The following is a 25,226-nucleotide window of genomic DNA, read 5'->3' as shown; positions in this document are numbered from 1 at the left end:
ACAGGGCTATTTAGATGAAATCGCTTTCAAGTTCAACAATAAGGGAAAGGATTTGTTCAACCTGCTTATCTGTAAAATAATTCAAGGAAGAAATGAAATTGCCACTTTATAGGAAATCGCCCCTCGAGGGAGGACTAAGGAGGGTGTTTTTAAATACAAAATATTTTATAAACCTAACAATCAGAACTTTACAATGAAGTTAAATAATTTAAGTTAAACTCACGTTATTTTAAAATACTGATAATTATGAATTCCAAACCTCTCATAAACTGACTGAATATTGTGACTATTTACTGCTTATCCAAACTAAGCGTAGTCATAATAGGGTAATGATCTGAATAATGTTCATTATAGGCTTTAAAACCATTTACAGAAAATGCTTTATCAGCAAAAATAAAATCAATTCGTATAGGAAAAAATCTAAAATCATAAGTACGTCCAAATCCATTACCAGCTTCTTTAAACGTATCATTTAAATCGGTTTTAATTTTCCTATACACATAAGAGAATGTTGTGTTATTAAAATCCCCGCAAATAATCATTTTATACTTACATTGCTTTTTATGCAATAAAAATAACTCCGTTTGAAATTGTTGCATCTTAAAAGTTGCTCCAATACGATTAAAAAGGCGTTCGGAATCTTCATTCTTAAGAGTTTCAACATTAGTATTTATTCGCAACGATTCTAAATGAATATTATAAACCCTAATGGTATCAGTTCCTTTAAGAATATCTGCAAAAATAGCATTGTTAGCCGTATCCGGAAACTCAATCGAACCAGAATTTACAATAGGGTATTGCGAGAAAATAGCTTGCCCATATTTTGTTTTATTCCCAGAAAGTTTTTCATATTTATATTTAAAAAAAGAAAGATCAATGTTTTCATGAGGGTGATACTCTTGAATACTTAAAATGTCTGGAGCTTGCGTCTTAATAAAATCGACAATTTTGTTTTCAATATGTTTTCCAGGAATCCAATTATAGAGATTAAATAACCTAACATTGTAATTCATTACTCTTATATTATTCGGACTTTCTATAGTTTTTGAAGAAGAAAACCTGTATAAAGAGCCAAAAGAAATATATCCAATACAAAGGACAAAGAATGATAATATTAATTGTCTTTTAAGCTTTATTAACCAATATAGAAAGAATAATACATTAATTAGTATTAAAAGTGAAACACCTAAATTTAGTACTGATAATATAGAAAATGTCTTTGGTGGTAAAAAAGGCAAGGCAAATGAAAATAGCAACAAAACAGCTACAATTACATTTATGAAATAAATAATTTTATTAATAAAACTTAGTTTCTTCATATTATCACTCGAAGACCATCAACCAATGAACAAAATTATATTTTGAATTTATCTATTCTATTCGTTTTATTAGAAAACAAATAAAGTTTCCGATAAATTAATTTTGTTCTAAATTAAGCTAATCAATTGAACCCCTCTTAAATATTAAAACTCTAAAACCTGAAGCATTTAACTACTGGGAAGATAAAACATAAATATTTTCTTACTAAAATTTTTCGATAAACGAATGAATTTCCCCATTAAATCCATGATTATTTATTGCCCTTCCCTCTTATAAAGCTATTTTCCCGCTTTAAATAAGAACTCCTTTTCCTCGGCAGTTAGGCTATCATAACCACTTTTACTTATCTTATCTAGAATAACGTCTATTTTCTTTTGATTATTAAACTCTTTAAAATCAGCTTTAGTATATCCTCCAACTTTCGATTTATTTTTGTGAACTGTTTTTAAAGGTCCTTTTTTCGATGATTTAAAAAACCCAAAAATTATACCCACCAGACCTTCAAAACCTCTACCTATATCATTACCCTTTAATAATTGTTTTGCATAAAAATAACCTAGTAAAACCCCTCCAAGATGAGCTAAATAACCACCTGGATTTCCCTCTATAGGGTTATTAATTCCAGAAAATAATCCAATGACGTCAATTACTACAATAGCCAGACCAACATACCAGAGTTTTATATTAAATGTAAAAAAGCGAATCTCTTGATTGGGCATATAAGCACAAAGAAAAATCAATAGAGCCCTTACTGCAGCCGAAGCACCTAGCAATCTTGAATTTGCCAGAAAAACATTTGGAAACATTGTATAACATAGCATATACAACAAACCTCCAGACATAGCTCCTAAAAAATAAATATTAAGTGCCATTTTGGGGCTAAATAAGTTTAAGAGCATACGTCCTATAAAATACAACCAAAGCATATTAAAAAAAAGATGCCAAAAATCGTAATGTGAGAAAGCATAGGTTATAATGGTCCAGAATTTTACTATAAAATCAGAAAAATCACTTGGTAACTCCAACCAATTCAAACTAGTTCCTTCAGGAAGATTTAAAGTTTTGGTAAGTATATAACCTATTACAAAAACTATGGTGTTAACAACTATAATTTTTTCTAGAACGTTAAGTCTGGACAATTTGTCTTTTATGTCTTGAGAGAGCGAAGTCATTAATTCCAGCGATTTCTATTAAATTGTGTTTTTTTCCAATACCACATTATTAAAAAGCCCGTTAATGCACCTCCTACATGAGCCATAAATGCCGTGTTACTTGGACTAAAAAAGGATTGCCCTGTTAAACCAGAAATTAAATCTAAAATAATGATACCAGGAATAAAATATTTTGCCTTAATAGGAATTGGTAAAAATATCATCATAAGTTCTGCATTAGGATTCATCATACCAAATGCCGCTAAAATCCCCATAATACATCCTGAAGCACCTACCATAGAAGCGTAATAAATCTCATTAAATTCTTGTCCTATAGCTCTAAACACTTTACCTTCTTTAAATACTTCTACTATTTGTTCATGGTTAAAGCCTAAACTAAAAGCCTCAGCTTCCATTGGAATATATTTAAAATAATAATATCCTATTTGCAAAGCAACTGCTCCTAATCCAGCAGAGATGTATATGAACAAAAACCGCTTTGATCCCAAAACTTGTTCTACGGGTGTTCCAAACATCCAAAGCGCAAACATATTAAACAAAATATGTGTTACCCCTCCATGCATAAACATATGTGTTATTATTTGCCAAGGCTTAAATACCTCATTCTTAGGAAAATGCATGGCAAACCAATCGTAAAACAAAACACCTTCTCCTATAGCCAAAGTACCAATAAACATAATCACATTAATGATTAATAGGTGTTTAACAGTTTCTGAAATCCTCATCATAATCTATAAAAATTTTTTGTCTAATTCATCAACGCTTAATGTAATAAATGTTGACCTGTTAGTGGGTGAAATGTTTGGTTCTTTGCATGCAAATAGTTTATTTACCAAATGCTCCTGTTCATCTTTCTGTAGCGATTGCCCTGTTTTAATAGCCAAGCTTTTAGACATTGACTTAGCCAATAAATCGGTAGCACTAAAATTACTATCCGGCACCTCATTTTCTACATCGCTGATTAATTGTTCTAAAATAATGGATACTTCACTTTCAGGAACCGAAATTGGAACACCTGTTATTTCAAGAGATTCATCATTAAAATTTGAAAATACAAACCCTGTATTTTCTAAATCATCTTTTAATTGCTTTACAATTGTAATTTCCTGTGTTGAAAAATGTAGCTGAAGTGGAAATAATAATTGTTGACTTACCGCTTCTTTAATTGTCATATTCTTTAGAAGCTCTTCATATAAAATACGTTGATGAGCCCGATGTTGATCTATAACCAACATCCCCGATTTAATAGTACTAACAATATATTTATTATGAAGTTGATAGGTTGTATTTGCTTGCTCTATTTGCTTTTCATCATCAAAAATAGAAGGTGTAGATTCTTCACTTTCAAAATGCACTTCACTAAAATCCTGATGTGTTTTTGTTCCTTTAGATTCTAATCCAACATATAAATTTTCCCAACTTGCAGCAGGTTCTTTTTTATAAGTAGTAGTTGCTCTAGATTTTGTTTCTTCCTGAAACGGATTAAAACTACTATCCACCTCAACTTTAGGAGTCCTCGTTTCACTACTTTTATAATCATACGGTGTATCAAGATTTGGATTACGTTCAAAATCCAAAACAGGTGCTATATTAAATTGCCCCAAACTATGCTTTACTGCAGAACGTAACAAGGCATACAAAGTATGCTCGTCATCAAACTTAATTTCTGTTTTAGTTGGATGTATATTAATATCGATAGTTTGCGGGTCTACCTCTAAATTTAAAAAATAGCTTGGATGTGTCCCACTTTTTAATAAACCATCAAATGCAGAAGCAATGGCATGATTTAAATAGGCACTTTTAATAAAACGATTGTTTACGAAAAAATACTGTTCGCCTCTTGTTTTCTTAGCAAACTCAGGCTTACCAACAAATCCTGAAATTTTTAAAACCTCGGTATTCTCTTCTACAGGAACTAGCTTTTCATTGGTTTTATTCCCAAAAATATTTACAATACGCTGTCTATAATTACTAATTGGCAAATTAAAAGATTCGCTTCCATTGTTAAATAAAACAAAACTAATATTAGGATGTGCTAAAGCCACACGATGAAATTCATCAATAACATGACGTAGTTCAACGGTATTAGACTTTAAAAAATTACGTCGTGCCGGAATATTAAAGAAAAGATTTTTTACAGAAATAGATGTCCCTTTTGGAGTTACCACAACCTCTTGGGATGCTACATTACTACCTTCAATCACGATGGTAGTTCCTACATCATCTTGCTCTTGCTTTGTTTTTAATTCTACATGCGCAATGGCCGCTATACTTGCTAAAGCCTCTCCACGAAACCCTTTTGTATGCAATTGAAATAAATCATCAGCAGTACGAATTTTAGAGGTAGCATGACGCTCGAAACTTAAACGAGCATCCGTAACACTCATCCCTTTACCATCATCAATAACTTGAATTAATGTTTTTCCCGCATCCTTTACTATAAGTTTAATAGTTGAAGCTCCCGCATCAATAGCGTTTTCTAGCAACTCCTTTACAACCGATGCTGGACGTTGTACGACCTCTCCTGCTGCTATTTGGTTAGCAACATGATCGGGTAAAAGCTGAATAATGTCTGCCATGTATTACTTTGAAAAGAATATAGATAAATCGAAATCGATGATAAAAAGAAATATTAAAACAAGAATACCAACAATTATTAAAACACGCCTGTTAACTTCTCTGTTTGGATTATTTTTTAAATCATCTAAAGCATTATTAAATTTTGTTTTTAAACCTTTATTACTACCAACGGTCGTCCTATGTTCATCAAACTTATGTTTAATTTCAAAGGGATTCCCTTCCCCTTTATCATCAAAATAACGAGGTGTGTAGCTAAACTTTTTGTTTTTCCGTAATTTTAAAATTCCCATGATTTCTCAGCTTTAAGGTTACATGTATTTTTTCTCTAATAAATACATACAAAGCAATAATAATACCAAAACTAAAATTAAAGTTTTTACAGGCAAGGCACCTTTAACCCGAACATTATTGCCTCTTTGTCGCTGCCATTTGAAAGTAAAATCTTTAGAATCAAAATTATCATCCAAATCTACATCTGTTTGATTTTCTTCAGAAAACCTAGGCTTATACTTAAAGGTTTTATTTTTACGTTGTTTAAACAAAATCTATAATGATCTTTAATTCAAAAATACTTAAAAATAGGCAGAAAACAGAGGTTGAAATGCCAAAAATTGTTAACAAAACTTCATTATAAATCACACATAAAATTATTTAGGTCATAGCAAAGGAGGCAAGACTGTGGCAATCTTTTCATTTAAACAGACTGACACGTTTTACTATAAAGTAAAACTCGCAGTGACGTGTTCACTTAATCTTATACGCAATTAATAACTGATACTTGTAAAACTAGTGGCTGCGAATATAAACTAGCTATTCTTACGCAGTTCTGCCATTTTAATAGCAGCAATAGCAGCTTCGGTACCTTTATTACCATGTTTACCGCCAGAGCGTTCTATGGCTTGCTGCATATTATTATCTGTAAGGACACAGAATATTATAGGCGTTTCCCTGGTTACGTTTAAGTCTTTTATACCTTGTGATACTGCTTCACAAACAAAATCAAAATGTTTTGTTTCTCCTTGTATAACACTGCCAATAGCAATAACTGCATTTACCATTTGTTCTTGCATTTTTTTGCAGCCATAAATAAGTTCGAAGCTGCCCGGAACATCCCATCTAATGATATTATTTGGAGACGCACCATTCTCGACTAAAGTATTGTAGGCACCTTCATAGAGTCCTTCAGTCACAGTATCATTCCACTCAGAAACAACAATCCCAAACCGAAATTTATTCGCGTTTGGGATTGTTGCTTTATCGTAATCGGATAAATTTTTATTTACCGTAGCCATACTATTTACCTGCCAATACTTGAGCTTTACCTATAAACACATCTACTTTAGACGCCTCAGTTGAATTAGGGTAATCCTCTTTAATTCTTTTAAAATAAGTCAATGCCTTATCCGCTTTTCCTAAATCTAAAGCAATGGTTCCAGCTTTAAACAAATACATTGGTGTTGTATATTCATTATTACGCATTTCAGCTGCTTGCTCATAATATCCTAAAGCTTCTTCCGACTGGTTTAACTGGACAAAAGCATCACCAATATTTCCTTTAGCTATAGGCGCTAATATTTCGTCATCACTTTTAAAATTCTCTAAATGCTCTACTGCTTTTTTATAATCTTTTAATCTTAAATAAGCTGTTCCTGCATAATAGCTTGCTAAGTTAGCAGAAGGTGTACCACTGTACTCTTCTATGATATCCAACATCCCAAATTTTCCTTCACCACCGTTTAAAGCTAAATTATACAATGAGTCTTTTTCAACACCAGTAACGGCTTGATCAAAATATTTTTGAGCTTGAAACATATCGTTCATTGCTGATTCTTGCTTAGGTTTCGCTATAAATTCTTTATAACCTAAAGACCCTAATACAATTACTGCAACAAGTCCAATAATTACAAAAATGTATTTCTGATTCTTTTGAACAAATTCTTCTGTTTTCGAAGCAGTTTCATCAAGTGTATTGAAAACTTCTGCTGTTGTAGAGTCTGCCTCAATGTTTTGCTCTTTCTCTACTTTATTTTTAGGTTTGTATCCTCTTTTATTATAAGTCGCCATGTATTCAGTTCTGTATTAATGCGCCGCAAAAATATAATTTTTCTTCATAACTAAAAGGGTATTTATTTGATATTTTTCAATAATTTGCACTTCTTTTTAAAGAGTTTAGCAACTAAATAGCCTTTAAGTCGCTTATTATATGATTTTAAAATCACTTTCGTTACTCAATTATAAAAACTTTGATAGTAAATCATTTACTTTCAATGATAAAATAAATTGCATCGTTGGTAATAATGGTATTGGAAAAACCAATGTACTTGATGCTATTTATCATTTATCTTTTGGGAAAAGCTATTTTAACCCTGTTGCAACTCAAAATATAAAGCACGATGAAGACTTTTTTGTAATCAATGGTGATTACGAAAAAGGCGACCAAACCGAAAAAATAATTATTAGCCTTAAGCGAGGCAAAAAAAAGGTGATTAAACGAAATGCTAAAGCTTACGAAAAGTTTAGCGAACACATTGGTTTTTTACCTTTAGTGATTATTTCACCAGCTGACAGAGATTTAATTATAGAAGGTAGCGATACCCGACGAAAATTTATAGATAGTGTTATTTCCCAAAGTGATAAAACCTATTTAAACCACTTAATTAATTATAATAAAATACTAGCCCAACGCAATGCATTACTTAAATACTTTGCACTAAACCATACTTTTAATAACGACACTTTAGAGGTTTACAACAATCAATTAACAGAATTTGGCACGCTTATTTTTGAAAAAAGAGACGCCTTTTTAAAGGAATTTATTCCCATCTTTAAATCGCGTTACGAAGCCATAAGCAATGGTAATGAAATAGTTGATTTAAAATATCATAGTGATTTATTTGAAGCTGATTTAAACACCCTTTTAAAAAATATAATTAATAAAGACAAGGCATTACAATATACCAGTGTTGGCATTCATAAAGATGACTTACACTTTAATATAGAAGGGCATCCCATCAAAAAATTTGGAAGTCAAGGGCAACAAAAATCATTTTTAATCGCTTTAAAATTAGCACAGTTCGATTTTATTAAAGCGCAAAGTGGTGTAAATCCTATTTTATTATTAGATGATATTTTTGATAAATTAGATGAACAACGTGTGGCTCAAATTATTAAATTAGTGGATGATGAAAATTTTGGACAATTGTTTATAAGCGACACTCATGCTGAGCGTACAGAAGCAGCTGTAAAACAAGTGCATCAATCTTATGAAATTTTCAAGCTGTAAATTTTAAGATATATTTTCAATGAATCTTAAAGATCATTATAATGCCCTTTACACAGAATCTATTCAAAAAATTTCTAATGATGACTATCAGATTGACCATTTAATTGATTCTCCTCTTGATAAAAGGTTCGGAATAACATTAATAATTAGACCGTCAATAGAAGTTAAAAATAAAATTCAAGAGTTTCTTAACAAAATCAAAGTAATAGAACCCAATCAATATTACTATAAAAATTCAGATATTCATATTACAGTTATGTCCATAATATCATGCTACGATGGTTTTCAATTAAAAGACATAAACCTATCAGAATATATAAAACTAATCAACCAAAGTTTAAATTGTAATATTGATCTTGAAATTAGTTTTAAAGGAATTACTGCTTCACCATCATGTTTAATGGTTCAAGGTTTTATGAATAACAACTCGTTAAATATCATACGAAATAATTTAAGAGAAAACTTTAAAAACACTACCTTAGAACAAAGTATTGACAAACGCTACTCAATACAAACGGCTCACTCAACAGTATGTCGTTTTAGTAAAAAATTAAATCAAAAATCTGAATTTTTAAAATCAATTGAACACTTTAGAAATTATGATTTTGGTAGTTTCAAAGTGAAAAACCTTGAATTAGTATATAATGATTGGTATCAAAAAGAAAAACATGTAAAAAGATTGTTTGACTTTAGTATTTAAATTTCAAATAACTCAAAAAAAAGACAAAATCTAATGGCAAAACGCAACAACGAACATATCAGCATAAGTGATGCTTTAAAAGAATTTGTGGAAACCAATAAACTAGAAAAAGGTTTAAACAAAGTTAATGTAGCAGATGCCTGGGCAAACCTTATGGGCAATGGCGTAAATAATTATACAGCATCTGTAAACTTAGAGCGTAACACGCTTTATGTACAACTAACCTCTAGTGTTCTTAGGGAAGAATTAAGTTATGGCAAACAAAAAATAATTAACATGCTTAACGAAGAGCTAGGAAAAGAAATCATTAAGAAACTGGTACTCCGTTAATTACAAAAACGAACTTTATACAAAAATTTTATACAAAACCAAAAAGCTATTATTATTTATATTATATTTGTGACTTAATTTTTATATAACAAATACAATGAGTAAAGGTACCGTAAAATTTTTCAATGATTCTAAAGGTTTTGGATTCATCGTTGAAGACGACAACAACAAAGAACATTTTGTACACATTTCAGGACTTATCGATGAAATTCGTGAAGGTGATGCAGTAGAATTCGATCTACAAGAAGGTAGAAAAGGATTAAACGCCGTAAACGTAAAAGTAATCTAATACATATACTTTAACAATTACAATTAAAAGTCTATCAATCAATTTGATAGACTTTTTTTGTTTTTAGCTATTAATAAATTAGTTTGAACTACCTTTACAAAATTATATTAATTTAATAGTTTAAACAATGAGTAAAGGTACCGTAAAATTTTTCAATGATTCTAAAGGTTTTGGATTTATCACTGAAGACGACAACAACAAAGAACATTTTGTACACATTTCAGGACTTGTCGATGAAATTCGTGAAGGTGATGCTGTAGAATTCGATCTACAAGAAGGCAAAAAAGGATTAAACGCCGTAAACGTAAAAGTAATCTAATACATATACTTTAACAATTACAATTAAAAGTCTATCATTTATTTGATAGGCTTTTTTTTATGGAGCTAATTTTATTTTAATTCACAGAAAGTACTTTTTTAAACTAAACCTGAGTTCGACGTAAACTTTATTAAAAACATCTTATATAATCCAATGAAATACAGCTGTTTGTCATGTCGACGGAGCGAAGCATGAGTGACGAGATATCTCATTATGATGAGATTCTTCCTCGTTCCTCGTCCTTGACATTATTTCTTCTTTAAAACCTTTTAAGTATTTGATTATCAATTTATAATATATCGAACTGACGTTAAACTAAAGGTCTTAAAAATGATATATTTTGTTCATTCAGAGCGCGGTATAGGAAAAGTTATTAGAATGGTGGTTAAAAATAAGGGGGTATTGAAGAAGCTTAAAAAAATAAATTTGGTAATAAATAATCACAATTTATTTCTAAAACAACAAAACCCACAACTAAGTTGTAGGTTTTCTCTATTTATAATTTTTAATGACTAAAACATCTCTCTACCAGAAAAATGGAAAGCACCTTCTATAGCCGCATTATCATCACTATCACTACCGTGTACTGCATTTTCTCCAATAGAAGTTGCATATAACTTACGAATTGTTCCTTCAGCAGCATCAGCAGGGTTAGTAGCCCCTATTAATGTTCTAAAATCATCAACAGCATTGTCTTTTTCTAAAATAGCCGCAACAATAGGACCACGTGTCATATATTCAACTAATTCTCCAAAAAATGGACGTTCGTTATGTATTGCATAAAACGCTTCAGCATCAGCTTTTGTCATTTGTGTTAATTTCATTGCTACGATCCTAAATCCTGAAGCTGAAATTTTTTCTAATATTGCGCCAATGTGTCCTTTCTCAACAGCATCTGGCTTAAGCATTGTAAATGTTCTATTTGTTGCCATCTTATTGTTTTAATTTTGCTGCAAAAGTAATGTATTTCTAATTAAAAACAAGTTTATCAAATTTTAAAAAGTTGTATCTTCGTCAACTATGTACAGACAAGATATTACTAGTATAAAACAATTATTATCTACTGCAAAAAAGATTGTAATTGTACCGCATAAAAATCCAGATGGAGATGCTATTGGTTCAACACTTGGGTTATATCACTACCTTATAAAAGGTAATCATCAAGTAAATGTTTTAGTTCCTAATGACTATCCTACTTTCTTAAAATGGATTCCAGGTAATGACACAATTTTAAAGCACGATTCCCAAACTAAAGAATGTGATGCACTAATTGAAGCCGCAGATATCATATTTACCTTAGATTTTAATGCTCTTCATAGAACTGGTAGTATGGAAACTGTTTTAGCTAATAGCAGTGCTTTAAAAATTATGATTGATCATCACCAAGCACCAGATAATTATGCTACGTATATGTTTAGCGATGTTACTATGAGTTCTACCTGCGAAATGGTATATCATTTTATTGATATGTTAGGTGATACAGACTTAATTGATGCTAATATTTCAACTTGCCTGTATGTTGGTATAATGACCGATACTGGATCATTCAGATTTTTATCTACAACCAGTAAAACACACCAGATTGTAGCCCAGCTTATTGAAAAAGGAGCTAATAATACTGAAATTCATAATAACGTTTACGACACTAATAGTTATGAACGGTTGCAGCTCTTAGGATGCGCATTAAGCAATTTAAAAATTATTCCTGAATCAAAAACAGCTTACATAACCCTTTCACAGGAAGAATTATATAAATACGATTACAAAAAAGGAGACACAGAAGGCGTTGTAAATTATGCTTTATCTTTAAAAGACACTGTGCTTGCCGCTATTTTTATTGAAGATAAACAAGAAGGCATTATAAAAATATCATTACGCTCAAAAGGTAACTTCTCTGTTAACGAATTATCAAGAGCACATTTTGGAGGTGGAGGTCATACCAACGCAGCAGGAGGAAAAAGCCATTTATCAATGGAGGATACAGTTGCTAAATTTATTAGTATATTGCCTAGTTATAATAAAGCCCTAAATAATGAATAAACTACTAACATTAGTATTAGTCTTACTGGCATTAAATTGCAAAACACCCGAAGCAAGGCGTCCCGTTTCTGTAAAAACGGGTTCATTCATAGATGCCTCAGTTGAGCGTAATAAAAGGCTCTTTGCTCACGAACAAATTTCTATAGAAAAAATTATGCAAGAGCAAGGCAATAATTATATAGCCTCTGAGAGTGGTTTTTGGTATTATTACAATAATAAAACAGAAATAGACACTTTAAAGACACCTCTTTTTGGAGATATTATAAACTATAATTATAACGTAAAAGCCTTAAATGGCAGCTTAATATATTCGAAAGAAGATATTAAAACGCAAACCTATGCTATGGATAAAGAAGAATTATTTACAGGGTTACGTGAAGGTTTAAAACTAATGAAAACTGGTGAAACTGCTACCTTTATATTCCCTTCACAAAAAGCATACGGTTATTATGGCGATGAAAATAAAATAGGAAGTAACACGCCCATAATTTGTGAAGTTACAATAAACTCAATTACCCAAAATCAAACTAATTAATAATGAATTTCTTAAAAAAATCTATCAAAGTTTTATCTATTACATCTTTAATAATTTTAGCTTCATGTAAAGCACAATATCCAGATCTTGAAGATGGATTATATGCAGAATTTATTACTACAGAAGGTATTATGGTTGCTAAATTGGAACATAAAAAAGCACCTATAACTGTTGCTAACTTTGTATCATTAGCAGAGGGTACTAATACTATGGTAGACAGCATCTATAAAGGGAAAAAATTCTATAACGGACTTATTTTCCATCGTGTTATTGATCAATTCATGATTCAAGGAGGTGATCCTACAGGTACTGGAGGAGGAAGTCCTGGTTATAAATTTACAGATGAGTTCCATCCGGATTTGAAACATGATAAGCCTGGTATTCTATCTATGGCAAACTCTGGACGTAATACAAATGGAAGTCAATTTTTTATTACAGAGATTCCAAAACCTCATTTAGATAATGGATATAATATTTTTGGAGAATTGGTTCTTGGAATAGACATTCAAGATAGTATTTCTAATGTAAAAACTGGATCTGGCGACAGACCAATAGAAGATGTTGTTATTAAAGAGCTAAACATTATTAGAAAAGGAAAAGAAGCTAAATCCTTTGATGCTCCTAAAACATTTAACAATCATTTTGCTGAAGCTGAGCGTAAAGAAAAAGAAAAGAAAGCAAAAAAAGAAGCTATTATAAAAGCTTCTAAAGAAAAATTTGATACGCAAAAAACCAAAGCTATTACATTACCTTCTGGTTTAAGATATATTGTTACAGAAAAAGGTACTGGAGAGAAATTATCGCAAAATGCTGAAGTGCTTACGCATTACGCAGTATATTTTGAAAACGGAAAACTACTTCAAACTAGTAAACTAGAAATTGCTGAAGCGCTTGATGTCGTAAATGAAAAACGCAAAGCTGCAAACCAATACCAACCAATTACCGCAGGTATTGGTCCTGATGACAGTATGATTCCTGGCTTTAAAGAAGGCCTACAACAATTAAGCGTTGGAGATAAGGCAACACTATTTATTCCATATCACTTAGCTTATGGAGAAGCTGGAACTAGAGGGATTCCTGCAAAATCTAATGTCATTTTCGAAGTCGAAATCATAAAACTTTTAAAGTAAAAAACAAAACATATGCATGTATTAAAATTTGATTGGAATCCTGTAACTGGAATTGACATTGTTGGAAATTTCAAATTACACTTCTACAGTCTTATGTGGGTCATTGCCTTTATAATAGGCTGGTATATAATGAAACGTATTTTTACTAAAGAAAAAATATCTTTAGATTATCTGGATCCTTTATTTATTTACACTGTATTAGCTACTATGCTTGGAGCACGCTTAGGGCATGTTTTATTTTATCAATCAGAATTAATATCTCAAGACTTCTTTAGTATTTTTCTACCGTTTAAATTTAAAGGAGGGTTTGAATTTACAGGCTTTCAAGGATTAGCTAGTCATGGTGCTGCTATTGGTATAATTATAGGTATGTATTTGTATCGAAAAAAATATAACTACAAATCATTATTATGGATTTTAGATCGTGTTGTTATATCTGTCGCTTCTGGTGCTATTTTTATTAGAATTGGAAACTTCATAAATTCCGAAATTATTGGAAAAGTTACCGAATCTAATTTCGGAGTTCGTTTTATTCAAGATCAATATTACAAGAGTCAAATTACACAACTTACAGGGATTAAAGATGTTCAAGAAGCATATAATGCTATTACGGATGATCCTCAATTTGCAGAATTATTAGAAAAAGTACCTTACAGGCACCCAGCACAGTTATATGAATCTTTCTGCTATATTTTTGTGTTTTTAATTTTATGGTATTTCTATTCGAAAACTAAAAAAAGAGAACAAACTGGTTTTCTTTTTGGATTGTTTTTAATCTTATTATGGACCATTCGTTTCTTTGTTGAATTTACAAAAGAACCTCAGGGTGACGAATATATAAATTGGGCTGGATTGAATACAGGACAATGGCTTAGTATTCCATTCATTATTATTGGTTTATATTTTATGTTTGCTTATAAACCAAAAACGGCTGTTAAATAAAATGTTACCTAAACGTTTCTCTTTATTAATTTTTATAACGTCTACTGGTTTACTTTTAAATCTTTCGGCTTGTAAAGAAAACAAAAAGACCATAAAACAGACTGAAGTTACTTTTAAGAAAGAAGGTGAGCTCTCTATTTTTAAGTCCATTGACTCTACAAAAATAACGTTAGATATCGAAATAGCTGACACAGATTTTGATGTTCAAACCGGACTAATGTATAGAAATTCTATGGACACAAAACAGGGTATGTTATTTGTATTTGAAGACGTAAAAAAACGTTTCTTTTATATGAAGAATACCAAAATACCTTTAGACTTAATTTACATCAATGAAAATAAAAGTATAGTAAGCTTTCAGAAAAATGCTAAACCATTTGATGAAAGCTCTTTACCATCTAATTTCCCTGCAAAATATGTATTGGAAATTAATGCTGGTTTAATTGATACTTGGGGGCTTTCTGTTGGAGATAGTATTAATTACACGGAAGACTGAAGGAAAGACCGAAGACCAAAGACGAAACACTGAATACTGAACACTGAATACTGAACACTGAGACCGCATACTGTACTGCGACTAAACACTGAACACCAAGCAACCAACCTAATGCAAACTTGACAAACTCGCTTTAAGTGTTTCAATTTTCGCCAAGGCATCAGCTTCTTTTTTCTTCTCACTAGCAACAACTTGTTCTGGTGCTCCAGCAACAAAACGTTCATTAGAGAGTTTCTTTCGTACAGATTTCAAAAAACCTTCCGTATAATTTAGTTCTTCCGTTAATTTTTTAATTTCAGCTTCAACATCAATACTACCTGCTGTAGGTATAAAATATTCATTAGATTTTACTCTATAAGTTAAAGCACCATCAACAGCATCAGACACATAATCGATGCTTTCTAAGTTTCCTAGTTTGGAAATAATACTATCGAATGTTGTATGACTCTTTTCATTATTAATTACCGAAAAGCCAATAGCATCTTTAAAAGCTATATTTTTTTGTTTTCTAATATTTCTAATACCAGAAATAACTTCCGAAGCAAATTCAAATTCATTAATTAACCCCTCATTAATTGGCTTAGATTCTGGCCATTTAGCAACAATTAATGCTTCTTCTGGAGTTCTTTCGGCGATATAATGCCATATATCTTCCGTTAAAAACGGCATAAAAGGGTGTACTATTTTTAAATTATCTTCAAAAATAGTAATAGCACTTTTTAAAGTTTTAGCATCAATTGGCTGTTGATACCCTGGTTTGATCATTTCTAAGAACCATCCGCAAAAATCATCATAAATGAGCTTATAAGTAGTCATCAATGCATCACTCAATCTATATTTACTAAAATGGTCTTCAATCTCAATTAAAGCCTTCTGAAATTTAGATTCATACCATTCTACAGCAATCTTACTTGATTCTGGTTGTGAAATATTTTTATCAACTTCCCATCCATCAACCAAACGATAGGCATTCCAGATTTTGTTTCCAAAACCTTTACCTTGCTGGCAAAGCGCTTCATCAAACATTAAATCGTTTCCTGCTGCAGAACTCAATAATAACCCAACACGAACACCACCGGCTCCATACGCTTCTATAAGCTTTAAAGCATCTGGCGAATTACCAAGTTGTTTAGACATTTTACGTCGTTGCTTATCGCGAACTAAACCAGTTAAATACACATTATTAAATGGCTTTTCATCTTTATATTCGTAGCCTGAGATTATCATACGTGCTACCCAAAAGAATAAAATATCTGGTCCTGTTACTAAATCATTTGTTGGGTAATAGTATTTGATATCTTTATTTTCCGGATGTCTTATACCATCAAAAACACTTATTGGCCATAACCATGAACTAAACCAAGTATCCAAAGCATCGGTATCTTGTTTTAAGTCCGAAGCTTGAAGTTCGAAGTTTGAAGTCTTCTCCTGTGCCAATTCCAAAGCTTTTTCAATCGTCTCTGCTACTACAAAGTCTTCTTTTCCTTCTCCGTAGTAATACGCCGGAATTTGTTGTCCCCAAAGTAATTGACGCGAAATATTCCAATCGCGAATATTTTCCATCCAGTGTCGGTAGGTGTTTTCAAATTTCTTAGGAAATAAATTAATCTCAGAATCTTCACCTAAAACTGCTTTAATTGCAGGTTTTACTAAATCTTCCATTTTTAGAAACCACTGATCGCTTAAACGCGGTTCTATAACAGCTTTAGTTCTTTCGGAAGTTCCTACTTTATTAATATGGGTTTCTGTTTTCACTAAAACACCAGTTTCCTCTAATTCTTTAACAACCGATTTTCTAGCTACAAAACGGTCTTGTCCTTCAAAATGTAATCCAAAACTATTTAGAGAAGCGTCTTCATTAAAAATATCTATAACTTCTAGCTTATGTTTGTCTCCTAAATTCTTATCGTTTTCATCGTGTGCAGGTGTTACTTTAAGACACCCTGTACCAAATTCAACATCTACATAGTCATCTTCAATAATAGGAATAACACGATTACATATTGGTACAATAGCCTTTTTTCCACGCAAGTGTATAAATCTTTCATCATTAGGGTTAATACAAATGGCTGTATCTCCAAAAATAGTTTCAGGGCGTGTGGTCGCTATGGTTAGGTATTCCTCCTCTAGCTCCTCCTTCTGGGGGGCATTCTTACTCGATCCCTCTCCTTCGGAGAGGATTTTATATTTAATATAATATAAATTTCCTTGACGTTCTTCATGAATAACTTCTTCATCAGACAAGGTTGTTTTTGCTTCAGGGTCCCAATTTACCATACGAAAACCGCGATAAATAAGACCTTTATTATATAAATCTACGAATACCTTGATAACAGCTTCACTCATATCATCATCCATCGTGAACTTGGTTCGTTCCCAATCGCAAGAGCATCCTAACTTTTTAAGCTGTTCTAAAATAACGCCTCCGTATTCATGAGTCCAATCCCATGCATGTTTTAAAAACTCGTCGCGAGACAAATCATTCTTATCAATACCTTGTTCTTTTAATTTAGCTACTACTTTTGCCTCGGTAGCAATAGATGCATGATCTGTGCCTGGCACCCAACAAGCATTTTTACCTTGCAAACGCGCACGACGAATTAACACATCTTGAATAGTATTATTAAGCATATGCCCCATATGCAAGACCCCAGTTACATTTGGAGGAGGTATCACAATAGTATACGGTTCTCTTTCATCTGGCTCTGAATGAAAATAATTATGCTTCATCCAGTAATCATACCACTTACTTTCTACTTGATTCGCCTCATATTTTGAAGGTATTTGCATACTTTGGAATAGTTTTTGAACATTGATGTGCAAAAGTACTTATATTTCTTTTTCTGTGAAATGAGCATGCTATTTATTTCATTAATAAATGAGATTTAATATGCAAATTGCAATACCTACCTACAGGCAGGTTTATTAACAGTAGAAATAAATACTATAAAGATAAAAACCATAATGTCGGTCATTAAACAATGTGTATTAAAAATTTAACAAAAAATAGACTTATTTTCAGAAAAGTTGTATGTACTTTTAACCTTGTTGATTATGTTAACATGCCTGCATTATGTCTAATATTTTTGCAGGTTGTGGAAAAAGTAAGTATGTTTGACATGAAAATAGAGGTAATAAAATGAATGTTACCTAGCTTGATAATTATAAAGAATTTTATGATGCAAATTGCATTAAATCATATAAAACAATAAAAAACAGAAAAATGAAACAGTTAATTACAATTTTATTTATCGGATTAATCAGCTTATCTATAAATGCACAAGATAAGGTAGCTAAGATAGAATTTAAGACAGATACTATTGATTATGGTACTATTGAAAAAGGATCAAATGGTGTACGTGTTTTTGAATTTACAAATACTGGTGATGCACCTCTTATAATCTCTAAAGTGTCATCTAGTTGTGGTTGTACTATTCCAAAAAAACCAAAAGACCCTATTTTACCAGGAAAAACTGGAGAAATAGAGGTTAAATATGACACAAACAGAGTAAACCCTATTAGAAAAACGATTACTGTTATTTCTAATGCAGATACGCCTACTGTTGCTTTAAAAATAAAAGGCTTAGTAGTAGACTCAAGCAAAAAGAGTGTTTTAGAAAAGAAAGATAAAAGTATCGTTCAGCAATAAACTTCTTTTGCATAAAGAAAATAAGGAGGCTGTCTAAAAAGTGGTTAATCTTGTCATTCAGAGCAACGCGAAGAATCTTATTTCACTCATAATCAGAGTCATATATTTTAAAGAGATTCTTCATTCCATTCAGAATGACACTTTTTAGACAGCCTCTTTTTATTGAAAAAGGTCTTCTAATTTAAAATTAAAAGTTAAAACGCTACCATTTCTTTCAATTTTAAGTTTAATACGTTTCCCTGAATCTTCATAAAACATTTGAATTAGCTCTTGTAGCTTTAATTGATGGGTATCCTTATTATTTATGCTCAAAACGACATCTCCTATAAGTAACCCTGCTTTTTCTGCTGGAGAATCTTTTCTTAATTCCACTATAACATAAGCTGGCTTTAATGATAATTTATATTTAGTATCTATTATAACTTTAATACCGTTTTGGGAACTACCATACTGCTTATCCTCTTTTGAGGTTTGATTATCTTGCTCCCTTACTAATCTAAAACCTTCGTGAGCCAACTCAATACCACTTTTATTATACTGAAACTTTTCATTAAAATAACGGTTCTTTGTTAATGTGATTATAGCTCTTTGATAATCAAAAATAACATTAAAGCGTTTTAAAATATTACCTGATAGACTACCATTACGATTCTTATGTTTTCTTGCATGTGATATATACGTTGAATCTGGAAACGAAACATTAACCTTATCAAGCATAAAGCTTTTTAAAGAAAAGTTTCTAACTTTTGAACGTTTACCATAAACACTACCACTCAAACCATGACCAAGAAAATCATAAAAACACTTATTACTAGATTTAATTCCCAAAGAATCATCTTCAAACAACCACAAAGCATCACTGCCTCCAGAATCTATCAATAGCTTAACAGGAATCATTTTTCTATTCATTATTACTTCTGCATTTATATAAGGTTTGTTATTATAAAACTCCAAATTTAGCCTTTCACAGTTTTTACATTTTTTATACCTATACGCTTCTGGCTTTGTTAATCTTATAATCTTTTTAGAATAGTTTATTTCAACTACCAAATCCTTAAATAAATCAAAGCCAACAATACCATGAACCGGAAAACCTAATCTGGGAGCAAAATTGAGATTAGAATCAAAAACGGCATATAAATCCTGATTTAGCTTAATAGCCTCTCCTACTTTAAAAATATTATTCTTAGATTTTAACGCTTCTACAGATTCTCCTTTACCTAAGCCTCTTAAAAATATGGTCTCGGTATCTTTTATTTTTAAAGTATCAGAAACATTTAGGAAATTGAAAATAATCGGTTTGCTTACCCCTGTATCTAATAAAAAAGATAATTTAACACCATTCACTTCAACAGGAATTATAATTAAATTATTTATTAATTTGAACTTAATTTTATCTGATTGTTTTTTATTTTGAATAACAAATTTTTTTTGAGAATAGCTAAGGTTACTAAAACAAAAAATTATTAAAATCAGAGTTAAGAGCTTTTTAATTGAGAAGTATGCAATTTTCATAAAATGAATTTACAAATCTTTTAGATTAACTTGATTATTTAGTCTTATTATTTAAAAAAACTTTAAGATAATTTTCTCAACTTTGCAGCATAATTTATTATCAATGCCGACAATATCAAAAAAAGGGCAAAAAATGCCTGCATCACCCATACGTAAGTTAGTTCCTTATGCCGAAGAAGCTGTAAAAAAAGGAAAAAGTATTTATTATTTAAATATTGGACAACCAGACATTAAAACGCCTAAAATTGCTTTGCAAGCAGTAAGAGAGAGTAATATAGACGTATTGGCTTATTCAAGATCGGAAGGATCTGAAATATATAGACAAAAAATTTCGACATATTATTCTAAACACCATATTAACGTTACTCACAATGATATTGTAGTAACAACCGGAGGTAGTGAGGCTCTTCTCTTTGCTTTTGGAAGTATCATGGATATTGATGATGAAATTATTATCCCTGAACCATTTTATGCTAATTATAACGGATTCTCGACAGCATCTGGAGTAAAGGTAGTTCCAGTAATTTCTAAGATTGAAAATAATTTTGCCTTACCTCCAATTGAAGAATTCGAGAAGTTAATTACACCAAAAACTAAAGCCATTTTAATTTGTAATCCCGGAAACCCAACAGGTTATTTATACTCTAAAGAAGAAATACAAAAATTAGCAGCTATAGTTAAAAAACATGATTTGTTTTTAATTGCTGATGAAGTTTACCGAGAATTCACATACGATGGAAATACACACTATTCTGTCATGCAAGAAACTGGACTCGAAGACCATGCTATCATGATTGATTCTGTTTCAAAACGATATAGTATGTGTGGTGCTAGGGTTGGATGCTTAGTGTCAAAAAATAAAACCCTCATACAAACTGTTTTAAAATTTGCTCAAGCACGTTTAAGTCCTCCAACATTAGCGCAAATTGCTAGTGAAGCAGCACTTGAAACACCTCAAAGCTACTTTAATGATGTTATTGAAGAATATGTAGAAAGAAGAAACACTTTAATTACTGAGTTACAAAAAATAGAGGGTGTTAAAGTAGCAAAACCCAAAGGTGCATTTTACTGCATTGCTGAACTTCCTGTAAAAAACTCTGATGATTTTGCACAGTGGATTTTAGAGCATTTTGATGTTAATGGAGAAACTATAATGGTTGCCCCTGCCGGTGGTTTTTACTCTACACCTGGAGTTGGTCTAAACCAAATACGAATAGCCTATGTACTTAAAGAAGAAAGCCTGATAAAAGCAGTTAACATTTTAAAAGAAGCCTTAAAGGCTTATAACAATTAGTGCATATAGAAGAGAACATATCTTTAAAACCATACAATACTTTCAGTATTGATGCCTTGGCCAGCTTTTTTATTTCTGTTTCTAGTATTGACGAATTAAAACAAGTTTTGGTCCTTAAAGAATACCCTAACAAGCTTATTTTAGGTGGCGGTAGCAATATGTTACTTACAAAAGATTTTAAAGGCCTGGTTATTCACATCAATATAAAAGGCATTGAGATTGTTTCTGAAAATGATAATTTTGTTACCATTAAAGCCTGTGCAGGTGAAAATTGGCACGAATTTGTGCTTTGGTGCATTGATAATGATTTTGGAGGTATTGAAAACTTATCGTTAATTCCTGGTAATGTTGGCACGGCCCCTATTCAAAATATTGGAGCTTATGGTGTTGAATTAAAAGACACTTTTGTATCATGCGAAGCCCTATCATTAGAATCACAAACTTTAAAGACTTTTACAAAAGCTGATTGCAATTTTGGCTATAGAAACTCTATTTTCAAGCAACAAGCTAAAGGAAAATATATTATAACTAGTGTTACATTTATTCTTAGTAAAAAGAAGCATAAACTCCATGTAAATTATGGAGCTATAACTTCTCAACTTAAAACAATGCATGTAATCCAACCAACTATTCAAGATGTTTCAAAAGCTGTAATAGCTATTAGAGAAAGTAAGTTGCCAAACCCTAAAGAAATTGGAAATAGTGGTAGTTTTTTCAAAAATCCAGTGATTTCAAAATCAAATTTCGATAAGCTGTTACAAGATTTCTCAGATATTCCGAGTTATCCAGTTTCAGTAGGCGAAGTAAAGGTTCCAGCAGGTTGGCTTATTGAAAAAGCAGGTTTTAAAGGCAAACAATTTGGCAACTATGGTATCCATAAAGAACAAGCTCTAGTACTTGTAAATTATGGTAATGCCAAGGGATCAGACATCTTAAATCTTTCAAAATTAATACAAAAAACAGTTAAGAGGCTTTTTGGCATTTCTATTGAAGCTGAAGTAAATATATTGTAATCTAAAAGAAATTTCTAACTTTGGCAGAATTACTTGCCATATTAATTTATGGTTAAAACCAAATTAACCTTGATTTCATCTACAGAAAAAGAAATAATTAACTTCCTGGAAAATGGCGATAAAAAAGCCATTACTCTACTTTATGAAAGCTATTCTGATTCACTATTTGGTGTTATAAAAAAAATCATATCAGATGATGATATTGCACAAGATGTGCTGCAAGAAAGTTTTGTAAAAATATGGAGATACGCAAAAAAATACGATTCTAATAAAGCTAAATTGTTTACTTGGCTGTATAGAATTGCATATAATACTGCCATAGACAAAGTTAGATCTCTGAAAAATAAAAGTGGTAAAGAAGTCCAAATAGAGACCTCATCCGTATATAAAATAACGTCGAATGAATTAAATCAAGATGTTTTAGATATAAAAACCCATCTAAACACGCTTGATGAAAAATATCAAATAGTGATTAATGCGCTCTTTTTTGAGGGTATGACACAACAAGAAGCCAGTGATGAATTAGATATTCCGCTGGGAACTATAAAGTCAAGATTAAAAATCGGATTACGTGAATTGAAAAAAATTTATAATCCTTAACTAAACAAAGTCATGAATGAGAAAATAACTACTTTTTTAAATTCTGGCCTATTAGAAAAATATCTATTAGGTGAAACTACTTCTGTTGATACTGAAATGGTTGAATCTTATATTTCAAAATACCCAGAAGTACAAAACGCATACAACACATTGCAATACAATTTAGAAATTGTTGCTAAAAGCAATGCTGTTGAAGCCCCTAAAAATATTTTAGATGATATTTTAGAGGAGCTTGATGAAAAACCAGTTGTCAATTTAAATACGCAAAAGAAATACAAATCGTGGTATAAATTTGCTGTAGCTGCTAGTATTGCTGCCTTAATTTTTGCTGGTACGTCTTATCATTTCTATTCTCAAAAACGAAAACTATCACAAGAAAACCAAATAGTGGTTGAGGAAATTTTTGATTTACGAAATGATATTGAAAAAAACAATCTGATGCTTGATAATGTCATGAGACAATTATTAAAACTTAACAACCCTGAGACTGAAAAATACATCATTAAAGGGAATGAAAGAGCTAAAGATTTAAAAACTGTTGCTTACATAAACCCAAAAGAAAAAACATCAATGATCGATGTTGTTTCATTACCTCAATTACCAGAAGAGCAATGCTACCAGATATGGGCAGACTTGCAAGGTAAAATGGTTAGCTTGGGCATCTTAAATGAAGCCGACAGACAACTTATGTCTATTCCTTATGCTGAAAATGCGCTTGCTTTAAATATTACTATAGAGCCAAAAGGAGGAAACACCATTGCTTCCAAAGAAAATACAGTAGCAGAAATTAGCTTACAGTAAAATAACAATACATAGTAACAAACACAAAAGCCTCGTTTTAACAATTAAAACGAGGCTTTTGCTTTTCCATGATAAGCACAATCACTCTTTATCAAACAACGCTTTATGGATAAAACCTGCAACTATAGCACCAGCAATTGGAGCTATCCAAAATAACCAAAGTTGTGATATAAAGGCACCTTCTGCAAATAATGCCTGACTTGTAGAACGTGCTGGATTAACCGAAGTATTGGTTATTGGAATACTTATTAAATGTATTAAAGTTAAGCCTAAACCAATAGCTATGGGTGCAAAGCCTTTAGGAGCTCTGTCGTTAGTACTTCCCAAAATTATTAATAAGAAAAAAGCCGTTAGCAAAAACTCTGCTATTAATGCAGCTGTCATAGAATAACCATCGGGCGATAAATCCCCATAACCATTAGCTGCAAAACCTCCAACAGTAATGAAGTCAGATTTATTTGTTACTATTAAGTATAATACTCCTGCCGCTGTTATAGCTCCAGTTAATTGAGCTAAAATATAGCCTAACAAATCTTTAGCATCAAACTTCCCCCCTGCCCATAAACCAAAAGATACCGCAGGGTTAAAATGACCTCCAGAAATATGCCCTACAGCATAAGCCATCGTTAACACAGTAAGTCCAAAAGCTAATGCCACACCTACAAAACCAATCCCCAATTCTGGGTAACCAGCTGCAAAAACTGCACTCCCACAACCTCCAAAAACAAGCCAAAATGTTCCAAAAAATTCTGCAAATAATTTTTTCATAAATAGTAATTTAATTAGTTAGTATTTTTCAATGTACATATTACTTTTTAGACACTAAATATTACAATCCGTCACCTTAGGTATATCATCACTATATTCAGCACCATTTTTAATGAAAAGCATTATCTTTGTGAAAAATAAATTATAATGAAACATCTTTTACAAAAGTCTTTAGGCTTAACAAAAAATATTGTATAATGTATAAGATGCTACATGTGACTTTAGATAAACAATAAATATTACACATGAAACTTCTTTTAATAACTATCATTTTATTAGGACTGGGAATTGCAGGAATCGCTGTTAAAATTTGGGCAAAAAAAGATGGTAAATTTGCTGGTACTTGCGCAAGTCAAAATCCAATGCTTAATAAAGACGGAGAAGCTTGTGGTTTTTGTGGAAAAACTCCAGACCAATTTAGCAATTGTAACGAACCTCAACATTCATAAT

At 31.4% G+C, this 25,226-nt stretch carries 28 protein-coding genes; 16 read left to right on the top strand and 12 right to left on the bottom strand.

The window, feature by feature from the left end; translation table 11 throughout:
- Window positions 1-290 precede the first annotated feature (290 nt).
- The 8 genes from EM932_RS08120 to EM932_RS08085 all read right to left on the bottom strand — a co-directional run bounded on the left by EM932_RS08120 (window position 291) and on the right by EM932_RS08085 (window position 7,136).
- On the bottom strand, window positions 291-1,319 hold the full coding sequence (locus tag EM932_RS08120; RefSeq protein WP_135876683.1) for an endonuclease/exonuclease/phosphatase family protein: 1,029 nt from the start codon (window positions 1,317-1,319) through the stop codon (window positions 291-293).
- Between the two features lie 279 nt (window positions 1,320-1,598).
- Entirely contained in the window at window positions 1,599-2,492 is an 894-nt protein-coding gene (locus EM932_RS08115) for a rhomboid family protein (protein WP_135876682.1), read from the bottom strand.
- Window positions 2,492-3,220 (bottom strand): rhomboid family intramembrane serine protease, encoded by a 729-nt coding sequence (locus EM932_RS08110; protein ID WP_135876681.1) that lies wholly within the window; start codon window positions 3,218-3,220, stop codon window positions 2,492-2,494. Before EM932_RS08110 ends, EM932_RS08115 begins: the two co-directional genes overlap by 1 nt.
- A 3-nt stretch (window positions 3,221-3,223) precedes the next feature.
- Complete coding sequence (mutL, locus tag EM932_RS08105; RefSeq protein ID WP_135876680.1) at window positions 3,224-5,071, bottom strand: DNA mismatch repair endonuclease MutL; 1,848 nt, start codon at window positions 5,069-5,071, stop codon at window positions 3,224-3,226.
- A 3-nt stretch (window positions 5,072-5,074) separates the two neighbouring features.
- A complete protein-coding gene (locus tag EM932_RS08100; RefSeq protein WP_135876679.1) occupies window positions 5,075-5,362 on the bottom strand; it encodes a riboflavin synthase subunit beta in 288 nt (95 codons plus the stop codon).
- Between the two features lie 18 nt (window positions 5,363-5,380).
- Window positions 5,381-5,614 carry a hypothetical protein gene (locus EM932_RS08095; protein ID WP_135876678.1) on the bottom strand — a complete coding sequence of 78 codons (234 nt, stop codon included), beginning with the start codon at window positions 5,612-5,614 and terminating at the stop codon, window positions 5,381-5,383.
- 264 nt (window positions 5,615-5,878) lie between these two features.
- Entirely contained in the window at window positions 5,879-6,364 is a 486-nt protein-coding gene (gene ribH, locus EM932_RS08090; protein WP_135876677.1) for a 6,7-dimethyl-8-ribityllumazine synthase, read from the bottom strand.
- Window position 6,365: 1 nt separating this feature from the next.
- Window positions 6,366-7,136, bottom strand: a complete 771-nt coding sequence (locus EM932_RS08085) for a tetratricopeptide repeat protein (protein ID WP_135876676.1) — start codon at window positions 7,134-7,136, stop codon at window positions 6,366-6,368.
- Window positions 7,137-7,275: 139 nt separating this feature from the next.
- On the opposite strand from EM932_RS08085, the gene recF reads away from it, so the two are divergent.
- The 5 genes from recF to EM932_RS08060 all read left to right on the top strand — a co-directional run bounded on the left by recF (window position 7,276) and on the right by EM932_RS08060 (window position 9,993).
- The gene (gene recF / locus EM932_RS08080; RefSeq protein ID WP_135876675.1) at window positions 7,276-8,355 is read left to right on the top strand and encodes a DNA replication/repair protein RecF; all 1,080 of its coding nucleotides are present in this window, start codon (window positions 7,276-7,278) and stop codon (window positions 8,353-8,355) included.
- A gap of 19 nt (window positions 8,356-8,374) precedes the next feature.
- Complete coding sequence (locus EM932_RS08075) at window positions 8,375-9,055, top strand: mutarotase (RefSeq protein WP_135876674.1); 681 nt, start codon at window positions 8,375-8,377, stop codon at window positions 9,053-9,055.
- 33 nt (window positions 9,056-9,088) lie between these two features.
- Window positions 9,089-9,385: a DUF721 domain-containing protein gene (locus EM932_RS08070; protein ID WP_135876673.1), complete on the top strand. Its 297-nt coding sequence runs from the start codon at window positions 9,089-9,091 to the stop codon at window positions 9,383-9,385.
- Window positions 9,386-9,482: 97 nt separating this feature from the next.
- Entirely contained in the window at window positions 9,483-9,674 is a 192-nt protein-coding gene (locus EM932_RS08065; RefSeq protein WP_042242688.1) for a cold-shock protein, read from the top strand.
- A 127-nt stretch (window positions 9,675-9,801) separates the two neighbouring features.
- Complete coding sequence (locus tag EM932_RS08060) at window positions 9,802-9,993, top strand: cold-shock protein (protein ID WP_135876672.1); 192 nt, start codon at window positions 9,802-9,804, stop codon at window positions 9,991-9,993.
- Between the two features lie 512 nt (window positions 9,994-10,505).
- On the opposite strand, the gene EM932_RS08055 is transcribed toward EM932_RS08060, so the two are convergent.
- The gene (locus EM932_RS08055) at window positions 10,506-10,925 is read right to left on the bottom strand and encodes a nucleoside-diphosphate kinase (protein WP_135876671.1); all 420 of its coding nucleotides are present in this window, start codon (window positions 10,923-10,925) and stop codon (window positions 10,506-10,508) included.
- A gap of 88 nt (window positions 10,926-11,013) precedes the next feature.
- On the opposite strand from EM932_RS08055, the gene EM932_RS08050 reads away from it, so the two are divergent.
- Genes EM932_RS08050 through EM932_RS08030 form a run of 5 tightly spaced genes read left to right on the top strand, consistent with a single transcriptional unit; the run spans window position 11,014 to window position 15,136 of the window.
- Window positions 11,014-12,033 (top strand): DHH family phosphoesterase, encoded by a 1,020-nt coding sequence (locus EM932_RS08050; RefSeq protein ID WP_135876670.1) that lies wholly within the window; start codon window positions 11,014-11,016, stop codon window positions 12,031-12,033.
- On the top strand, window positions 12,026-12,568 hold the full coding sequence (gene gldI / locus EM932_RS08045) for a gliding motility-associated peptidyl-prolyl isomerase GldI (RefSeq protein ID WP_135876669.1): 543 nt from the start codon (window positions 12,026-12,028) through the stop codon (window positions 12,566-12,568). The genes EM932_RS08050 and gldI overlap by 8 nt, the downstream gene beginning before the upstream one ends.
- 2 nt (window positions 12,569-12,570) lie before the next feature.
- Window positions 12,571-13,698, top strand: a complete 1,128-nt coding sequence (locus EM932_RS08040; protein ID WP_135876668.1) for a peptidylprolyl isomerase — start codon at window positions 12,571-12,573, stop codon at window positions 13,696-13,698.
- A 12-nt stretch (window positions 13,699-13,710) separates the two neighbouring features.
- Window positions 13,711-14,640 (top strand): prolipoprotein diacylglyceryl transferase, encoded by a 930-nt coding sequence (lgt, locus tag EM932_RS08035; protein ID WP_135876667.1) that lies wholly within the window; start codon window positions 13,711-13,713, stop codon window positions 14,638-14,640.
- Window position 14,641: 1 nt separating this feature from the next.
- Complete coding sequence (locus EM932_RS08030; protein ID WP_135876666.1) at window positions 14,642-15,136, top strand: DUF192 domain-containing protein; 495 nt, start codon at window positions 14,642-14,644, stop codon at window positions 15,134-15,136.
- 108 nt (window positions 15,137-15,244) lie between these two features.
- Here the strand turns inward: EM932_RS08030 and EM932_RS08025 are convergent, their stop codons facing one another.
- On the bottom strand, window positions 15,245-17,926 hold the full coding sequence (locus EM932_RS08025) for a valine--tRNA ligase (protein WP_135876665.1): 2,682 nt from the start codon (window positions 17,924-17,926) through the stop codon (window positions 15,245-15,247).
- 433 nt (window positions 17,927-18,359) lie between these two features.
- On the opposite strand from EM932_RS08025, the gene EM932_RS08020 reads away from it, so the two are divergent.
- Window positions 18,360-18,785 carry a DUF1573 domain-containing protein gene (locus EM932_RS08020; protein ID WP_135876664.1) on the top strand — a complete coding sequence of 142 codons (426 nt, stop codon included), beginning with the start codon at window positions 18,360-18,362 and terminating at the stop codon, window positions 18,783-18,785.
- A gap of 159 nt (window positions 18,786-18,944) precedes the next feature.
- On the opposite strand, the gene EM932_RS08015 is transcribed toward EM932_RS08020, so the two are convergent.
- Entirely contained in the window at window positions 18,945-20,300 is a 1,356-nt protein-coding gene (locus EM932_RS08015) for a PDZ domain-containing protein (protein ID WP_135876663.1), read from the bottom strand.
- A gap of 103 nt (window positions 20,301-20,403) precedes the next feature.
- On the opposite strand from EM932_RS08015, the gene EM932_RS08010 reads away from it, so the two are divergent.
- The 4 genes from EM932_RS08010 to EM932_RS07995 are packed head-to-tail and all read left to right on the top strand — an operon-like array spanning window position 20,404 to window position 24,008.
- On the top strand, window positions 20,404-21,594 hold the full coding sequence (locus EM932_RS08010) for a pyridoxal phosphate-dependent aminotransferase (protein WP_135876662.1): 1,191 nt from the start codon (window positions 20,404-20,406) through the stop codon (window positions 21,592-21,594).
- Window positions 21,594-22,607 (top strand): UDP-N-acetylmuramate dehydrogenase, encoded by a 1,014-nt coding sequence (gene murB, locus EM932_RS08005; protein ID WP_135876661.1) that lies wholly within the window; start codon window positions 21,594-21,596, stop codon window positions 22,605-22,607. The genes EM932_RS08010 and murB overlap by 1 nt, the downstream gene beginning before the upstream one ends.
- 48 nt (window positions 22,608-22,655) lie before the next feature.
- The gene (locus EM932_RS08000) at window positions 22,656-23,207 is read left to right on the top strand and encodes an RNA polymerase sigma factor (RefSeq protein ID WP_407925217.1); all 552 of its coding nucleotides are present in this window, start codon (window positions 22,656-22,658) and stop codon (window positions 23,205-23,207) included.
- A 12-nt stretch (window positions 23,208-23,219) separates the two neighbouring features.
- Window positions 23,220-24,008, top strand: coding sequence for an anti-sigma factor (locus EM932_RS07995; RefSeq protein WP_135876660.1), 789 nt, complete (start codon window positions 23,220-23,222; stop codon window positions 24,006-24,008).
- A gap of 81 nt (window positions 24,009-24,089) precedes the next feature.
- On the opposite strand, the gene aqpZ is transcribed toward EM932_RS07995, so the two are convergent.
- Window positions 24,090-24,776, bottom strand: a complete 687-nt coding sequence (gene aqpZ / locus EM932_RS07990; RefSeq protein ID WP_135876659.1) for an aquaporin Z — start codon at window positions 24,774-24,776, stop codon at window positions 24,090-24,092.
- 245 nt (window positions 24,777-25,021) lie between these two features.
- Here aqpZ and EM932_RS07985 point away from each other — a divergent pair, with 245 nt between their 5' ends.
- A complete protein-coding gene (locus EM932_RS07985; protein WP_135876658.1) occupies window positions 25,022-25,225 on the top strand; it encodes a membrane or secreted protein in 204 nt (67 codons plus the stop codon).
- Window position 25,226 lies beyond the last annotated feature (1 nt).

It is taken from the genome of Flavivirga rizhaonensis (assembly GCF_004791695.1).
Classification (GTDB): domain Bacteria; phylum Bacteroidota; class Bacteroidia; order Flavobacteriales; family Flavobacteriaceae; genus Flavivirga; species Flavivirga rizhaonensis.
Note: the sequence above shows the minus strand (reverse complement) of the source record. Positions and strands in the feature narration are given on the sequence as shown.

Bases quoted from the DNA above. Each gene is read 5' to 3' on its own strand.
- EM932_RS08100 (WP_135876679.1), bottom strand. From the start codon at position 5,362: ATGGGAATTTTAAAATTACGGAAAAACAAAAAGTTTAGCTACACACCT.
- EM932_RS08040 (WP_135876668.1), top strand. From the start codon at position 12,571: ATGAATTTCTTAAAAAAATCTATCAAAGTTTTATCTATTACATCTTTA.
- EM932_RS08020 (WP_135876664.1), top strand. From the start codon at position 18,360: ATGAAACAGTTAATTACAATTTTATTTATCGGATTAATCAGCTTATCT.
- EM932_RS08055 (WP_135876671.1), bottom strand. From the start codon at position 10,925: ATGGCAACAAATAGAACATTTACAATGCTTAAGCCAGATGCTGTTGAG.
- EM932_RS08085 (WP_135876676.1), bottom strand. From the start codon at position 7,136: ATGGCGACTTATAATAAAAGAGGATACAAACCTAAAAATAAAGTAGAG.
- EM932_RS08065 (WP_042242688.1), top strand. From the start codon at position 9,483: ATGAGTAAAGGTACCGTAAAATTTTTCAATGATTCTAAAGGTTTTGGA.
- EM932_RS08120 (WP_135876683.1), bottom strand. From the start codon at position 1,319: ATGAAGAAACTAAGTTTTATTAATAAAATTATTTATTTCATAAATGTA.
- recF (WP_135876675.1), top strand. From the start codon at position 7,276: ATGATTTTAAAATCACTTTCGTTACTCAATTATAAAAACTTTGATAGT.
- EM932_RS07985 (WP_135876658.1), top strand. From the start codon at position 25,022: ATGAAACTTCTTTTAATAACTATCATTTTATTAGGACTGGGAATTGCA.
- EM932_RS08070 (WP_135876673.1), top strand. From the start codon at position 9,089: ATGGCAAAACGCAACAACGAACATATCAGCATAAGTGATGCTTTAAAA.
- EM932_RS08000 (WP_407925217.1), top strand. From the start codon at position 22,656: ATGGTTAAAACCAAATTAACCTTGATTTCATCTACAGAAAAAGAAATA.
- gldI (WP_135876669.1), top strand. From the start codon at position 12,026: ATGAATAAACTACTAACATTAGTATTAGTCTTACTGGCATTAAATTGC.
- EM932_RS08115 (WP_135876682.1), bottom strand. From the start codon at position 2,492: ATGACTTCGCTCTCTCAAGACATAAAAGACAAATTGTCCAGACTTAAC.
- EM932_RS08025 (WP_135876665.1), bottom strand. From the start codon at position 17,926: ATGCAAATACCTTCAAAATATGAGGCGAATCAAGTAGAAAGTAAGTGG.
- mutL (WP_135876680.1), bottom strand. From the start codon at position 5,071: ATGGCAGACATTATTCAGCTTTTACCCGATCATGTTGCTAACCAAATA.
- EM932_RS08010 (WP_135876662.1), top strand. From the start codon at position 20,404: ATGCCGACAATATCAAAAAAAGGGCAAAAAATGCCTGCATCACCCATA.
- EM932_RS08030 (WP_135876666.1), top strand. From the start codon at position 14,642: ATGTTACCTAAACGTTTCTCTTTATTAATTTTTATAACGTCTACTGGT.
- EM932_RS08015 (WP_135876663.1), bottom strand. From the start codon at position 20,300: ATGAAAATTGCATACTTCTCAATTAAAAAGCTCTTAACTCTGATTTTA.
- EM932_RS08110 (WP_135876681.1), bottom strand. From the start codon at position 3,220: ATGATGAGGATTTCAGAAACTGTTAAACACCTATTAATCATTAATGTG.
- EM932_RS08060 (WP_135876672.1), top strand. From the start codon at position 9,802: ATGAGTAAAGGTACCGTAAAATTTTTCAATGATTCTAAAGGTTTTGGA.
- EM932_RS08050 (WP_135876670.1), top strand. From the start codon at position 11,014: ATGTACAGACAAGATATTACTAGTATAAAACAATTATTATCTACTGCA.
- aqpZ (WP_135876659.1), bottom strand. From the start codon at position 24,776: ATGAAAAAATTATTTGCAGAATTTTTTGGAACATTTTGGCTTGTTTTT.
- EM932_RS07995 (WP_135876660.1), top strand. From the start codon at position 23,220: ATGAATGAGAAAATAACTACTTTTTTAAATTCTGGCCTATTAGAAAAA.
- lgt (WP_135876667.1), top strand. From the start codon at position 13,711: ATGCATGTATTAAAATTTGATTGGAATCCTGTAACTGGAATTGACATT.
- ribH (WP_135876677.1), bottom strand. From the start codon at position 6,364: ATGGCTACGGTAAATAAAAATTTATCCGATTACGATAAAGCAACAATC.
- EM932_RS08075 (WP_135876674.1), top strand. From the start codon at position 8,375: ATGAATCTTAAAGATCATTATAATGCCCTTTACACAGAATCTATTCAA.